The organism is Halomonas sp. LBP4 (assembly GCF_003202205.1).
GTDB lineage: Bacteria > Pseudomonadota > Gammaproteobacteria > Pseudomonadales > Halomonadaceae > Halomonas > Halomonas flagellata.
Window position 1 is genome coordinate 546,475 of the sequence record NZ_PDOG01000002.1, and the last position, 13,721, is coordinate 560,195.

Annotated in this window: 15 protein-coding genes; 10 read left to right on the forward strand and 5 right to left on the reverse strand. The window is 70.6% G+C overall.

Going from position 1 to position 13,721, the window contains the following annotated elements:
- Window positions 1-56: 56 nt before the first annotated feature.
- Window positions 57-728 carry an N-acetylmuramate alpha-1-phosphate uridylyltransferase MurU gene (murU, locus tag CR157_RS09615; RefSeq protein WP_110283298.1) on the reverse strand — a complete coding sequence of 224 codons (672 nt, stop codon included), beginning with the start codon at window positions 726-728 and terminating at the stop codon, window positions 57-59.
- Window positions 725-1,750 (reverse strand): aminoglycoside phosphotransferase family protein, encoded by a 1,026-nt coding sequence (locus tag CR157_RS09620; protein WP_110283299.1) that lies wholly within the window; start codon window positions 1,748-1,750, stop codon window positions 725-727. The genes murU and CR157_RS09620 overlap by 4 nt, the downstream gene beginning before the upstream one ends.
- 172 nt (window positions 1,751-1,922) lie before the next feature.
- Here CR157_RS09620 and CR157_RS09625 point away from each other — a divergent pair, with 172 nt between their 5' ends.
- The 8 genes from CR157_RS09625 (at window position 1,923) to CR157_RS09660 (ending at window position 10,187) form a co-directional block, all read left to right on the forward strand.
- Window positions 1,923-4,355: an LPS-assembly protein LptD gene (locus CR157_RS09625; protein ID WP_110283300.1), complete on the forward strand. Its 2,433-nt coding sequence runs from the start codon at window positions 1,923-1,925 to the stop codon at window positions 4,353-4,355.
- A 44-nt stretch (window positions 4,356-4,399) separates the two neighbouring features.
- On the forward strand, window positions 4,400-5,404 hold the full coding sequence (locus CR157_RS09630) for a peptidylprolyl isomerase (RefSeq protein ID WP_110283301.1): 1,005 nt from the start codon (window positions 4,400-4,402) through the stop codon (window positions 5,402-5,404).
- Entirely contained in the window at window positions 5,404-6,462 is a 1,059-nt protein-coding gene (gene pdxA / locus CR157_RS09635) for a 4-hydroxythreonine-4-phosphate dehydrogenase PdxA (RefSeq protein WP_110283302.1), read from the forward strand. Before CR157_RS09630 ends, pdxA begins: the two co-directional genes overlap by 1 nt.
- A gap of 147 nt (window positions 6,463-6,609) precedes the next feature.
- Window positions 6,610-7,428, forward strand: a complete 819-nt coding sequence (gene rsmA, locus CR157_RS09640; protein WP_110283303.1) for a 16S rRNA (adenine(1518)-N(6)/adenine(1519)-N(6))-dimethyltransferase RsmA — start codon at window positions 6,610-6,612, stop codon at window positions 7,426-7,428.
- On the forward strand, window positions 7,425-7,823 hold the full coding sequence (gene apaG / locus CR157_RS09645) for a Co2+/Mg2+ efflux protein ApaG (protein WP_110283304.1): 399 nt from the start codon (window positions 7,425-7,427) through the stop codon (window positions 7,821-7,823). Before rsmA ends, apaG begins: the two co-directional genes overlap by 4 nt.
- A gap of 28 nt (window positions 7,824-7,851) precedes the next feature.
- Complete coding sequence (locus CR157_RS09650) at window positions 7,852-8,718, forward strand: symmetrical bis(5'-nucleosyl)-tetraphosphatase (RefSeq protein WP_110283305.1); 867 nt, start codon at window positions 7,852-7,854, stop codon at window positions 8,716-8,718.
- The gene (glpE, locus tag CR157_RS09655) at window positions 8,715-9,044 is read left to right on the forward strand and encodes a thiosulfate sulfurtransferase GlpE (RefSeq protein ID WP_110283306.1); all 330 of its coding nucleotides are present in this window, start codon (window positions 8,715-8,717) and stop codon (window positions 9,042-9,044) included. Before CR157_RS09650 ends, glpE begins: the two co-directional genes overlap by 4 nt.
- Before the next feature lie 3 nt (window positions 9,045-9,047).
- The gene (locus tag CR157_RS09660; RefSeq protein WP_110283307.1) at window positions 9,048-10,187 is read left to right on the forward strand and encodes a polynucleotide adenylyltransferase; all 1,140 of its coding nucleotides are present in this window, start codon (window positions 9,048-9,050) and stop codon (window positions 10,185-10,187) included.
- 28 nt (window positions 10,188-10,215) lie between these two features.
- Here the strand turns inward: CR157_RS09660 and folK are convergent, their stop codons facing one another.
- Together folK and folB are read right to left on the reverse strand one after the other, a co-directional pair.
- The gene (gene folK, locus CR157_RS09665) at window positions 10,216-10,734 is read right to left on the reverse strand and encodes a 2-amino-4-hydroxy-6-hydroxymethyldihydropteridine diphosphokinase (protein WP_110283308.1); all 519 of its coding nucleotides are present in this window, start codon (window positions 10,732-10,734) and stop codon (window positions 10,216-10,218) included.
- Window positions 10,734-11,099, reverse strand: coding sequence for a dihydroneopterin aldolase (folB, locus tag CR157_RS09670; protein WP_110283309.1), 366 nt, complete (start codon window positions 11,097-11,099; stop codon window positions 10,734-10,736). The genes folK and folB overlap by 1 nt, the downstream gene beginning before the upstream one ends.
- 144 nt (window positions 11,100-11,243) lie before the next feature.
- On the opposite strand from folB, the gene plsY reads away from it, so the two are divergent.
- Window positions 11,244-11,846, forward strand: coding sequence for a glycerol-3-phosphate 1-O-acyltransferase PlsY (plsY, locus tag CR157_RS09675; RefSeq protein WP_110283310.1), 603 nt, complete (start codon window positions 11,244-11,246; stop codon window positions 11,844-11,846).
- Window positions 11,847-12,138: 292 nt separating this feature from the next.
- Here the strand turns inward: plsY and tsaD are convergent, their stop codons facing one another.
- The gene (gene tsaD, locus CR157_RS09680; protein ID WP_110283311.1) at window positions 12,139-13,176 is read right to left on the reverse strand and encodes a tRNA (adenosine(37)-N6)-threonylcarbamoyltransferase complex transferase subunit TsaD; all 1,038 of its coding nucleotides are present in this window, start codon (window positions 13,174-13,176) and stop codon (window positions 12,139-12,141) included.
- Between the two features lie 313 nt (window positions 13,177-13,489).
- On the opposite strand from tsaD, the gene rpsU reads away from it, so the two are divergent.
- Window positions 13,490-13,705: a 30S ribosomal protein S21 gene (gene rpsU, locus CR157_RS09685; protein ID WP_086622362.1), complete on the forward strand. Its 216-nt coding sequence runs from the start codon at window positions 13,490-13,492 to the stop codon at window positions 13,703-13,705.
- Window positions 13,706-13,721 lie beyond the last annotated feature (16 nt).

Genomic DNA, 13,721 nt, shown 5'->3' on the forward strand with positions numbered 1-13,721 from the left:
GGAGCGTGGCTTCACACGCTTCGGGCAGGGCAGCATAGCACCTGATGGACCGGGGCTCAGCCCCGGTCGGCGCGCAGCCGGCGATCCAGTTCGTCGAGGCGCTGCGGGGTGCCCACGTCGATCCAGGCGCCGCGGTGGTGGTGGCCGCCGACCAGGCCGGCGTGCATGGCCCGGCGCAGCAGCGGGGCCAGGGCGAAGGCGCCCGGGGCCTGGTCGGCCACCAGGGACGGCTGCAGCAGGCTGATCCCGGCGAAGGTGAGCCGCGGCTCGCCCCGGGCATGGACCCGGCCGCGGTCATCCAGGTGGAAGTCGCCGGCCGGATGGTGGTCGGGGTTGTCCACCAGCACCAGGTGGGCCAGGTCGTCGCCGAGCGGCGGCAGGCTGGCCGGGTCCAGGTCGCACCAGATGTCGCCGTTGATCAGCAGGAAGGGTGCCTCGCCCAGCAGCGGCAGGGCCTGGCGGATGCCGCCGCCGGTCTCCAGCGGCGTCTCCTCGCGACTCCAGGCGATGGAGACGCCAAAGTCGCTGCCGTCGCCCAGGGCCGCGATGATCTGCTCGGCCCGGTAGCTGACGTTGATCACCACCTCGCTGATGCCCGCCGCGGCCAGCCGCTCCAGGTGGTGAGCGATCAGCGGCCGGTCACCTGCCGGCAGCAGCGGCTTGGGGCAGTGATCGGTGAGGGGGCGCATACGGGTGCCGAGCCCGGCGGCCAGGATCATCGCCTTCATGGGGTGGCCTCCAGGCGCCGCGCCAGCGCTGGGCGGAACTCGTGGGTCAGCCAGGCGCGGAAGGCGTCCTGGTCGGGCAGGCTCGCCAGGCTGTCATCGAGGTGGTCGAGAAAGTGCGGCAGCCGCTCCAGGTAGCCGTCGCGGCCGTCGCGCAGGGTCAGGCGGCAGAAGATGCCCAGTACCTTGAGGGCGCGTTGGGCGGCCATGGCCTGGGCCTGGCGGTGAAAGGCCTCGGCAGTGGTGGTGGCCGGCAGGCGGCCGTCGGCCACCGCGCGCCGGCGGAAGGCCTCGACCCAGGCGGCGAAGCGTTCGGGGGCGAAGCGGCAGTAGCGGCCGCGCAGCAGCGAGATCAGGTCGTAGCTGATTGGCCCCGCCACGGCATCCTGGAAGTCGATCAGGTAGAGGTCGTCGTCATGGAGCATCAGGTTCATGGCGTCGAAGTCGCGATGCACCGTGACCACCGGCTGGGCCAGGGCAGAGGCGATCAGCATCTCGCGCAGCGCCGACCAGCCCGGTGGCGTGCTCAGCCCGAGCCACCGCCCCAGGCACCAGTCGGGGAAGAGGTCGAGTTCGCGGCCGAGCAGGGCGGCATCATAGGGCGGCAGCGCCTCGGGGGTGGCGCGGTTCTGCAGCTCGTGGAGCAGCACGAGGGCGCGTTCGTGCCAGGCCAGGGTGTCGGGGTGGGTATCGCCGCGCAGGCGGGCCTGCAGCGGCGTGTCACCCAGGTCGTCGAGCTCGAGAAACCCGGCTTCCAGGTCCTCGCCGTGGAGCCGCGGCACCGGCAGGCCGGCGGAGCGCCAGTGCCGGGCGATGGCCACGAAGGGGTGACTATCCTCCTGTTCGGGCGGCGCATCCATCAGCATGCGTGTGGTGCCGTCGGGGAGGTGCAGCCGGTAGTAGCGCCGGAAGCTGGCATCGCCGGCGGCCAGGCACAGTGCCAGGGTGTCGGGGGCCAGGCCATGTCGCGAAGCGGCCCAGTGACGCAGTCGTTCGGTTCGCGTGGCGGGGGTGGCCTGGGGCATTCTCGCTCCTGAGTCGATGGACGGGCTGGATGGCCATGCCCGGTTGACGGGTCCATGGCCTCACCGCATGCTGAGCCCACCTCCGCCGGCCTACCGGGTGCGGGAAGTCGGCGGGACAGGCCCGGTGCGGCCTGTATAATACCGGTTCATCCCGCCAAGGACATCGAGGAACATGGGCAAGCGACTCACATGGACGGCCCTGGCCGGCCTGGCGACTTCCGGCCTGCTCAGCGGGCCGCTCTCGGCGGCGCCTCCCGAGCCGCTGCCGGCCGAGTCGCTGGACTGGCAACCCTGGGGCGACGACCGCCCCGCTGACGCGCTGTGCCGCGGTACCTACGTGATGCCCGACTACCGGCTGCCGGCGCCCGAGGGGGAGCGGGTCGGCATCGAGGCGGACAGCGCCCACTACGGCGAGGACGGTGAGTCCATCCTGGGGGGCGAAGTGGTCCTGCGCCGTGGCACCTCCCAGCTCGAGGCGCCGCGCGTTCGGGTGCCGGGCTCGCGGGAGAGCGCCTTCGCCGAGGGGCCGCTGGCGCTGCGCGATCAGGGCCTGCTGGTGCGGGGGCAGGCCGGCGAACTCTCCCTGACCAGTGATGCGGCGAGCATCGACACCGCCCACTATGTGGTCCATGACCACCATCTGCGCGGCGACGCCGTACGCCTCGAGCGTCTCGAGGACGGCCGCTATCGCCTCTCGGAGGCGAGCTTCACCAGCTGCGACCCGGGCAGCGAGCTGTGGCGGCTGATCGGCAACGACGTGGTGCTCGACCGCGAGAGCGGCTTCGGTACCGCCCGTCACGCCCGCCTGGAAATGGGGCGGGTGCCGGTCTTCTACTGGCCCTGGGTGCGCTTTCCCATCGATGACCGCCGCCAGACCGGTTTCCTGTGGCCGTCGATCGGGTTCTCCAGCGATGAACTGGACTATGCCCAGCCGTTCTACTGGAACATCGCCCCCAACCATGACGCCACCATCACCCCGCGCTGGATCACCGACCGCGGCCTGCAACTGGGTGGCGAGTACCGCTACCTCTTCCCCAGCGACGCCGGCCAGATCGACGGGGCCTTCCTCGGCAGCGATGACGGCGGTTCCAGCAGCGACCCGAATGCCCCCTCGCGGCGCTTCGAAGGCGAAGACCGCTGGTATGTCGACTACCGGCATGCCGGCCGCTTCGATGCCCGTACCCGCTACCGGCTGCGCTATGGCGTGGCCAGCGACGGACGCTACTTCGACGACTTCGGCCGCGACTTCGGCGAGCAGAGTACCTCGAACCTGCTGCGGCTGGCGCAGATCGACTACCGTGGCGATGTCTGGCAGCTCGACGCCCGGGCCCAGGGCTACCAGAAGCTCGACGACCCGCTGCTCGATCGCGACAAGCCCTTCTACCGCCTGCCCAGCCTGACGGCCAACGCCCGCTGGTCCCAGCAGACCGGCTTCTACCAGCAGTGGCGTTCCAACGCCACTCACTTCTGGCGGGACGTGGACGAGAACCGGGTGCCACTGCGCGAGTCGGCCACCGGCACTCGGCTGCACCTGTCGCCGGCGACCGGCTGGCGCTTCGATCGGAGCTGGGGGCACCTGGAGCCCCGCGTGGAGTGGTTCGCCACCGCCTACGACCTGGACTTCGGCGAACGCCAGACCGACCGCGACACCTCGTTGACCCGCCAGGTGCCGGTGAGCTCCATCGACGGCGGGCTGGTGTTCGAGCGTGAAGTGGAACTCGGCGGGCGTGACTACCGCCAGACCCTCGAGCCGCGGCTCAACTACGCCTACGTACCGGCTCGGGACCAGAGCGATTTTCCCGATTTCGACGCCAACGAGCGGGCCTTCTCCTGGCAGCAGCTCTGGTCGCCGCACCGCTTCTCCGGGGCCGACCGGGTGGGGGATCTCAACCGGCTCTCGCTGGGTGTCGAGTCACGGCTGCTGGAGGATGAGCGTGGCCGCGAGCGCCTCTCGGTGGGGATGGGGCAGGCGGTGTTCTTCGATGATCGCACCATCGACCTCGATGGCGACCCTGATACCCTGCCGCCGGAGTCGAACGTCGAGCTCCACCGCAACGCCACCCGGAATCGCTCACCGCTGGTGACCCGGCTCGATTGGCGCATCACCGACCGGTGGCGCTCGCGCTGGGAGTGGCTCTATGACGACCGCCTGGAGCGTACCGAACGGGCTTCCACGGACCTGCAGTACCGTGCCCCGGCCGGCCACGTAGTGAACCTCGGCTACCGTTGGGAACTCGAAGGCTTCGATCCCTCGGTGGAGCCGGACGACGACGACTTCCGCAACTTCAACCGCGAGGAGTACGACCTGTCGTTCGCCTGGAAGGCGAGCCCCCGGGTCGACATGATCGGTCGCTTCCTCTACGACAACACCAACGACCGGACGCTGGAGCAACTGGCGGGTGTGCAGTGGAACGACTGCTGCTATGGTCTGCAGCTGGTCTGGCGCGAGTGGATCGACGACAACGATACCGCGGGTGTCGACGACGACTTCGGCGATCGGGGGGTCTTCCTGCGCTTCGTGTTCAAGGGCCTGGGCGGCGTGGGTCGCGAAGCCGACAGCTATTTCGAGGAGGCCATTCCGGGCTATCGCTCCACCGCCTTCTGACCCGGAGGCCGCCAATGAGAGAATCGATGAGAGGAAAGAACGTTATGCGCAGTCGAGGTACCGCCACCCTGGGCGCCGGCCTGCTCCTGGCCCTGTGTCTCGGGGTCTTGCCCCTGGCGGGCCAGGCCCAGGACTTCCAGCCGACGGAGCGCCAGGTGCTGGACCGCATCGTGGCGGTGGTCAACGAGGGGGCGATCATGGAGAGCGAGCTGGCCGAGCGTGTCGCCCAGACCCGTAGCCAGCTCGCCGGACGTGGCACCGAACTGCCGCCGGAACGTGTCCTGCGCGAGCAGGTGCTCGACCGCATGATCATCGAGGAGATCCAGCTGCAGATGGCGCGCAACGCGGGGCTCTCCGTCGACGACACCGAACTCAACCGCCAGGTGCGCGCCATCGCCGAGAGCAACGGCATGACCCTCGAGCAGTTCGCCGATGCCCTGGAGGCCGACGGCCTGACGCTGGCGTCGGTGCGCAAGGAAGTGCGCCGCGAGATGCTGCTGCGCCAACTGCAGCAGCGCCAGGTCGCCAGCCGGGTCAATGTCAGCGACCGCGAGGTCGAGCGCTTCCTCGAGCAGCAGGGCGGCGGCAGTGGCCAGGGGGTGATCGAGGAGCATCGCGCCCGCCATATCCTGATCGACCTCACCCCCGAGCGCGACGACGACCAGGCCCGCCGGCTGGCCGAGCAGCTCCGCGACCGCCTCGAGGCCGGCGAGAGCTTTGCCGCCCTGGCCCAGGAGTACAGTGGCGACCGCGGCAGTGCCATGAACGGTGGCGAGCTCGGCTGGGTGCGCCCCGGTCAGACCGTGCCGGCCTTCGAGGAGGCCCTGGAGGACCTCGAGATCGGCGAGATCTCTGCACCGGTGCGCTCCCAGTTCGGCTACCACCTGATCCAGGTGGGGGAGCGTCGCCGGCAGGACGTCAGCGGCGAGGCGCGGCGTGACCAGATCCGCCAGGCGCTGTTCCAGCGCAAGGCCAACGAGGAGCTGGAGGTGTGGCTGCAGGAGATCCGCTCCCAGGCCTTCGTCGACAACCGGCTCGCCGACCGCTGATGGCCGACATCCCGGTCCCCGTGCTGGCCCTGACCACTGGCGAACCCGCCGGCATCGGGCCGGAGCTCGCGGTGATGCTGGCCGCCGAGGAGGCGCCGGCGGCCCGGCTGGTGGCGGTGGGCGACCCCGGCCTGCTGGCCGAGCGCGCCGCGCTGATCGGTCGTGACGTCGAGCTCGTCGAGTGTACGCCGGGCGAGCCGTTGCCCACGCCTCGCCCCGGCATGCTGCCGGTGTGGCCGGTGGCGCTGCGCGCGCCGTCGCGGCCCGGCGAACTCGAGGTGGCCAATGCCGCCTACGTGCTCGAGACCCTGGACCTGGCGGTCCGGGCCTGCCGGGAGGGTCAGGCTGCCGGCATGGTCACCGCGCCGCTGCACAAGGGGGTGATCCTCGATGCCGGTCATGCCGGTTTCACCGGCCACACCGAGTACCTGCGCGACGCCTGTGGCGTCGACGAGGTGGTGATGCTGCTGGCCACCGACAGCGCCCTGCATGCCGGCCAGCCCGGTTGGCGCGGCAGTGCCGCGCTGCGGGTGGCCCTGGCCACCACCCACCTGCCGCTGCGCGAGGTGAGCGACGCCCTCACCGCGCCCCGCCTGGCGCGGGTCCTGCGCATCCTCGACGCCGACCTGCGACGCTGGTTCGGGGTGGCCGCGCCGCGCATCGCCGTGTGCGGGCTCAATCCCCATGCCGGGGAGGGCGGCCATCTGGGGCGGGAGGAGCTGGATGTCATCATCCCGGTGCTCGAGGCGCTGCGCGCCGAGGGCCTGACCCTTGACGGCCCGCTGCCCGCCGATACCCTGTTCACTCCGCGCCACCTCGAGGGCGTCGATGCGGTGCTGGCGATGTATCATGACCAGGGGCTGCCGGTGCTCAAGTACGCCGGTTTCGGCCGTGCCGCCAACATCACCCTGGGCCTGCCGCTGGTCCGCACCTCGGTGGACCACGGCACGGCGCTGGACCTGGCCGGCCGCGGCAGCGCCGACCCCGGCAGCCTGCGCGTGGCCGTGGCGCTGGCCGCCGACATGGCGCGGCGCGGCGCTGAAGTAGCACCCATGTGAGGAGCGCCGGGGACAGACCGAAGCGGAGGTCCTGCGCCAGGAATGGCGTCGGTAGCGCCCATGGAAGGGTTCACAGCGCCTCCGCGCAGGTCTGTCGCCGGATCTAACATCCAGAAGAAGACCACAGCGATAGAAGGACACCCCTGAATGGCATCCCGCCCCCCGGTTCACCGGGCCCGCAAGCGTTTCGGCCAGAACTTCCTGCGCGACCCGGGCATCATCTCGCGCATCGTGCGCGCCATCGGGCCGCGCCCCGGCGAACGCTTGGTGGAGATCGGTCCCGGCCAGGGCGCACTGACCGAGCCGCTGCTGGAAGCGGCCGACGGGCAGCTCGAGGTGATCGAGCTCGACCGCGACCTGATTCCCGGCCTGCGCGTGCAGTTCTTCAACCATCCCGGGTTCGTGATCCACGAGGGTGACGCCCTGAAGTTCGACTTCGGGGCGCTGCGGGGGGCAGGGGAGCCGCTGCGGGTGGTGGGCAACCTGCCCTACAATATCTCCACCCCCCTGATCATGCACCTGCTCGAGGCCGGCGATGCGGTCGCCGACATGCACTTCATGCTGCAGAAGGAGGTGGTCGACCGCTTGGCCGCCGAGCCGGGCGGCGCCGACTGGGGCCGGCTCTCGGTGATGGCCCAGTACCACTGCCGGGTCGACGCCCTGTTCGTGGTGCCGCCGGAGGCCTTCGTGCCGCGACCCAAGGTCGACTCGGCCATCGTGCGCCTCGCCCCCCACGCCGAACGGCCGTGCCGGGCGCACGACGAGGCGCTGCTGTTCACCCTGGTTCGCGAGGCCTTCGGCCAGCGGCGCAAGACCCTGCGCAACAACCTCAAGGGCCGCATCGCGGCGGCCGACCTCGAGGGGCTGGGGGTCGACCCCGGTCGCCGCCCCCAGACCCTGACGGTGGCCGAGTTCGTGCGCATCGCCAACCACCTGGCCGACGCCGGGCAAGGAGCGACCCCATGACGCTGACACCTCCCGAAGAGTTCGTCGATGCCGTGCGTGTCGACGTGGAGCCGGTCTTCCGCGTGGAGGAGTCCGCCCCCGACGAGCGGCGCTTCGTCTTCAGCTACACGGTCACGGTGCACAACCACTCCCGGCGCAGCGTGCAACTGCTCGCCCGCTACTGGAAGATCACCCAGGGCAGTGGCAAGGTGCAGGAAGTGCGCGGCAAAGGCGTGGTGGGGCAGCAGCCGATGATCGGCCCGGGCCAGACCTTCCGCTACACCAGCCGGGCGATCCTCGATGGCCCGGTGGGGGTGATGGAAGGGGCCTACACCTGTGTCGATACCGCCAGTCAGCACCCCTTCGAGGTGGCCATCGCGCCCTTCCGCCTGGCCGGCCCCAACCAGGTGCACTGAGCCACCACACGCGTCGCAAGGAGCGGAGATGACCACCTACGCCATCGGCGATCTGCAGGGCTGTCACGTCGAATTCGTCGAACTGCTCGAACGGCTCGATTTCGATCCGCGCCGCGACCGGCTGTGGCTCGCCGGTGATCTGGTCAATCGCGGGCCCGACTCGCTGGCCTGTCTGCGGGAGGTGATGGCGCTGGGCGAGGCGGCCACCACGGTACTCGGCAACCACGACCTGCACCTGCTCGCGGTGGCGCGGGGGGGAGAGCGCGAGAAGCCCGGCGACACCCTTGCGGAGGTGCTCGAGGCGCCGGACCGCGAGCGGCTGCTCGACTGGCTGCAGTCGCGCCCCCTGTTGCTGCGTGCCGCCGGGACGCCCGGGAGCGGCGAGACGGTGATGACCCATGCCGGGCTGCCGCCCCAGTGGTCGGTGGCGCGCGCCGCCGACCTGGCCGGGGAGCTTGCTGCGACGCTGACCGGCGAGCACGCCGGGGCCTTCCTCGAACGAATGTACGGCAACCGGCCGGCCAGCTGGCGGGACGACCTCGAAGGCGTCGACCGGCTGCGGGTGATCGTCAACACCTTCACCCGCATGCGCTTCATCGACGCCGAGGGGCGGCTCGACTTCACCGCCAGGGAGGGGCTCGACAGCGCCCCTCCCGGTTTCGCCCCCTGGTTCCAGTACCCGTGCCACGACGACCCCTGGCTGCTGTTCGGCCACTGGGCCGCCCTGCAGGGCCGGGTTCCCGGCAGCCGGGTCCGTGCCGAGGCGCTGGATACCGGCTGCGTCTGGGGCGGCCGCCTGACGGCCCTGAACCTGGCGAACGGCGAGCGTGTCAGCGTGCCGAGCCGTCGGGACCGCCCCCGATCCCCCTTTCCGACGACCCGGAGCTCGCCATGAACGCGCCTGCTTTTCGACACCTGGACATTCCGACCCTGGGCGAGTGGCTCGCCGGTGACGAGCCGCTCACCCTGGTCGATATCCGCGACCCCGTTAGCTTCGCCGAGGGCCATATTCCCGGCAGCCGCCATCTGGACAACGACAGCGTGCCGGCGTTGTTCGAGGTGGCCCCACGCGACCGCCCGCTGGTGGTGGTCTGCTACCACGGCCACTCCAGCCAGCAGGCGGCTGCCTGGCTGGCCGGCCAGGGCTTCGCCGAGGTCTACAGCCTCGACGGCGGCTTCACCGACTGGCAGCTGCGGCATCCCGACCGCGTGGAGCGCTGAGTCATGGCCGAGGGACGGGACCCGCACCTGCACGGGCTCGAGGTCTATCGGGTCGGCGGGGCGGTGCGCGATGCGCGGCTCGGCTGGCCGGTCTATGACAACGACTGGGTGGTGGTCGGTGCCACCCCGGAGGCGATGACGCGCCGGGGCTTCAAGCCGGTGGGGCGTGAGTTCCCGGTCTTCCTGCATCCCGAGACCCATGAGGAGTACGCCCTGGCCCGCACCGAGCGCAAGTCAGGCCACGGCTACACGGGCTTCACGGTGCACGCCAGCCCGGCGGTCACCCTGGAGGAGGACCTGGCACGGCGCGACCTGACCATCAACGCCATGGCCGAGACTCCGGAGGGCGAGCTGGTCGACCCCCACGGCGGGCTGGCCGACCTGGAGGCGCGGCGGCTGCGCCATGTGTCGCCGGCCTTCGTCGAGGATCCGCTGCGGGTGCTGCGCACCGCCCGCTTCCTGGCCCGTTACGCCGGACTCGGCTTCGTCATCGCCGACGAGACCCGGGCCCTGATGGCCGAACTGGTGGACAGTGGCGAGCTGACCCACCTGGTGGCCGAGCGGGTCTGGACCGAGACCGAGAAGGCCCTCGGCGAGCCCTGGCCTGAGGTCTACTTCCAGGCCCTGGACGAGTGCGGTGCCCTGGCGCAGTTGCTGCCGGAGCTGGTGGCCGATCGTGAGGCCCTGGACGAGGCGCTGGGACGCCTGCACCGGCTGCCCGAGGACATCGAGGCCGAGCAGGAGATTCGCTGGCGCTGGGCCCGGCTGGTCGAGCACCTGGGGGAATCGGCGCGGACGGCCCTGGCCGAGCGGCTGCGCCTGCCCAGGGCCCATGTCGACCTGGCGCGTCAGGCTGCTCTGACCCGGCAACTGAGGCTGGAGGCTGGGTGCGAGACGCCGGATGGGGCGAGGGTGCTGGCCTGGCTCGATGGCATCGATGCCTGGCGGCGCAGCGAGCGGGTCGCCCCCCTGGTCAGCCTGGTCAGCCTGGATGATCCCGGCCTGGCCGTGGGCCTGGCGCTGGCCTGGCGGCTGGCGGCGCAGATCCTGCCGAGGGTGCTGGTGGAAGAGGGGTTCAAGGGGCGAGCGCTCGGCGAGGAGCTCGCCCGGCGACGCCGGGAGGCGATCGATGCCGCGCTGTGAAGGCGGCGAGCGCGGGAGGGGTCGGCGATCAGTCGGCCCGGGAGATCGTGCGGCCGGCCCAGACGAACTCCACCGGCCAGAGGCGCTGGTCGCCGGCCGCGAAGCTCGCCCAGTGGTCACGGTAGGTCCGGCCGGTGAGCGGGTGGCGCGCGTCCGGCAGCAGTTCGGCCAGCGGCAGCAGCACGAAGGCGTGGTGGAGGATCTCGGCGCGTGGCAGCTCGACGCCGTCCTGGAAGCCGGTGAGGTCGCCCACCGTCAGCAGGTCGATGTCCAGGGTACGGGGACTGAACTTGGGGCTGTCCTTGCGCCGGCCGTTGGCGAACTCCAGCCGTTTGCACCAGGCCTGCAGTTCACCCACCGGCCAGTCGCTCGCGAACACCGCCACCAGGTTGTAGAAGTTGCGACCGTCCTCGAAGCCCACCGGTTCGCTTTCGAAGACCCGCGAGACGGCCAGTGCGCCGAAGGTGGCCGCCAGGGCATCCAGGCAGGCGCGCACGTGGCGGTCGCGGTCGATGTTGCTGCCGATGCTGACGCTGACCCGAGCCATCAGTTGCCCTCCGGTGGGGTGCCGCGCTCGATGCGCACGCCCACCGCCGCCGCGGCGGCCACGGCGCCGGGCTTGCGGACGGTCAGGCGCAGCCAGGCGATGGCGAACTCCTCGCGCAGGGTGGCCGCGAGCCGCTCGGCGAAGGTCTCCACCAGGGCGAAGTCGTGCTCCCCGGCGAAGGCCGCGATGCGTGCGCTGATGGCGGCGTAGTCCAGTGTCAGGGCGATGTCGTCGTCCGCCGCGGCGGGGCGGATGTCGGTGGCGAGTTCCAGGTCGAGCACCAGGCGCTGGGTGATGGTGCGTTCCCAGTCGTAGACCCCGATCACGGTGTCCACGCCGAGTGACTCGATCAGCACAAGATCCATAATGAACGGCTTTTCCGGGCGTTGGTGTGGCGGCGATTGTACGCGAGCCGGCCGCGGGACGACACCGTGCCGACCACGTCCTGCTGTCCCGTTGCGCTCGTGGCTGGCAGAATCCGTCCCCAGACAATCACGAGAGGTCGGCCCGTGGCGGCGCAACCCGAACTCCTACTTCCGCTGGTGGCACTGGGCTATCTCAGCGGCACCTGGCTCGGCGCCCTGACCGTGTGCCGGCTCGCCGGCGTGCGTGACCCGCGCCTGGCCGGTTCCTGCAACCCCGGCTTCTCCAATGTGCTGCGCCTCTACGGCACGCGCCTGGCCCTGGCCACCCTGGTGGTGGATGCGGCCAAGGGCATGCCGGTGCTGTGGCTGGCCATGGCCATGGGAATGCCGCCCTGGGCCCAGGGCCTGGTCGGTCTCGGCGTGCTGCTGGGCCACAGCTATCCGGCCTGGCACCGCTTCCGCGGCGGCAAGGCGGTGGCCAGCGCCTTCGGCGTGATGCTGGTACTGACCCCCTGGGTGGCGCTGGTCTGCGCCGCACTCTGGTCATTGCTGGCCTGGTGGGTGCGCACCGCCGCCATCGCCACCCTGGCCAGTGCCGCCCTGGCGCCGCTGGCCAGTATCTGGCTGGCGCCGGACTACGTCGGGGTGGTGATCGCCTTCACCCTGCTGGTGCTGGCGCGCCATGTGCTCAATATCCGCCGTCTGGGCCGCGGCGACGAGCCAGGGTTGGGGCGCCGTCACGACTAGTCAACCCGCGACGTCGGTGGCTCGGGAGGGTGACGAAGCTCGCGATCCCGTGGACGAAACCCTGACACATCGCTTGCGGCCTGCGCGTCGGGCCGGAACAAGGTCCCTCTTGCCGGCCCTGAATCGACATCCCTGTCGATTCCCGCGCGCCGCAGCGCTCGTTGTCAGCGTCCCCGGGTATATATCGCTTCGCTTCGTTACCCTGTCTCGCCCGCTTCTGGTAGCCAGGCGGCAACTGGCTCTTGGCTGAGCGCCTGCCCGAGGGTCAGCCGCGGGAGAAGGTCGCCAGCCGTCAGGTGCCGGCAGGTGCTTCGAGGCTATCCATCGGCCAGCGCGGCACGGCCTTCATGATGCCGGTCTCGTCGCGCTCGCCGGCCAGCAGTCGCTGGGCCCCCACGTAGGCAATCATCGCCCCGTTGTCGGTGCAGAAGCGGCCGCGGGGATAGTAGGCGCGGGCGCCACGCTTGTCGGTCTCGCGCTCCAGGCGCTCGCGCAGGCGCACGTTGGCGCTCACCCCGCCGGCCACCACCAGTCGCTTGAGGCCGGTTGCATCCAGGGCGCGGCGGCACTTGATCACCAGGGTGTCCACCACCGCCTCCTCGAAGGCCCGGGCCACATCGGCACGGGCCTGGTCGTCCAGGTTCCCGGCCGCCTCCAGCTCGCGGATCGCCGTCAGGGTGTGGGTCTTGAGCCCCGAGAAGCTGAAGTCCAGGCCCGGCCGGTCGGTCATCGGCCGCGGGAAGCGGAAGCGGCCCGGGTCGCCCGCCTCGGCCAGCCGGGCCACATGGGGACCGCCGGGGTAGTCGAGGCCGAGCATCTTGGCGGCCTTGTCGAAGGCCTCGCCGGCGGCGTCGTCCATCGACTCCCCCAGCAACCGGTACCGGCCGAGCCCCCGCACCTCGACCAGTTGGGTGTGGCCACCGGAGACCAGCAGGGCGACGAAGGGAAAGGCCGGGGGGGCATCCTCGAGCATCGGCGCCAGCAGGTGACCCTCCATATGGTGGACACCGAGCACCGGGATGCCCAGGGCGCGGGCCATGCCGTGGGCGGTACTGGCGCCCACCATCAGCGCGCCCACCAGGCCGGGGCCGGCGGTGTAGGCGATGGCATCGAGCTGGTGACGGCCCAGGCCGGCCTCGTCGAGCACCTGCTGGATCAGCGGTAGCAGGCGGCGGGTGTGATCGCGGGAGGCGAGCTCGGGCACTACGCCGCCATATTCGGCGTGCATGGCGACCTGGCTGTAGAGCGCGTCGGCCACGAGGCCGCGCTCGCTGTCGAAGAGGGCGACGCCGGTCTCGTCGCAGGAGGTCTCGATGCCCAGTACGCGCATGGTGATGGCTCGGTAGTGCAGGGAAGGGGCGTATTCTACGCGCTTTGGCCGCGGGGCGGCAGGGCCAGGGGGAAACGGTTTGCAAAGCCTGGGTGTGGGGTCTAGAATACTGTGCGCTGCAAGACTGGGTCGTGCGCCCAGGTGGCGATTTCCCGTGACGCATCCGTTCGAACCTGGTCTGTCCGGTGCCGTCTGACCGACGATGGCTCGCCGGCCAAGCGCGAAGGTTCGGGCATGGTGTTCGCGGCAGGAGCCGCCCGCAGGGGTGTGCGTGCTAACCGAACTCAAGTTTCCTAAGGTAGGTGAGTGCTTAATGCCTTCTGTCAAAGTACGTGATAACGAGCCGTTTGACGTCGCGCTGCGTCGCTTCAAGCGTTCCTGTGAAAAAGCCGGTGTTCTCTCCGAGGTTCGTCGTCGCGAGAACTACGAGAAGCCGACCGCAGAGCGCAAGCGCAAGGCGGCTGCCGCCGTCAAGCGCCACGCCAAGAAGCTTCAGCGCGAGCGCAAGCGTTTCGAACGGCTCTATTGATCCGTACTGGAGTCGG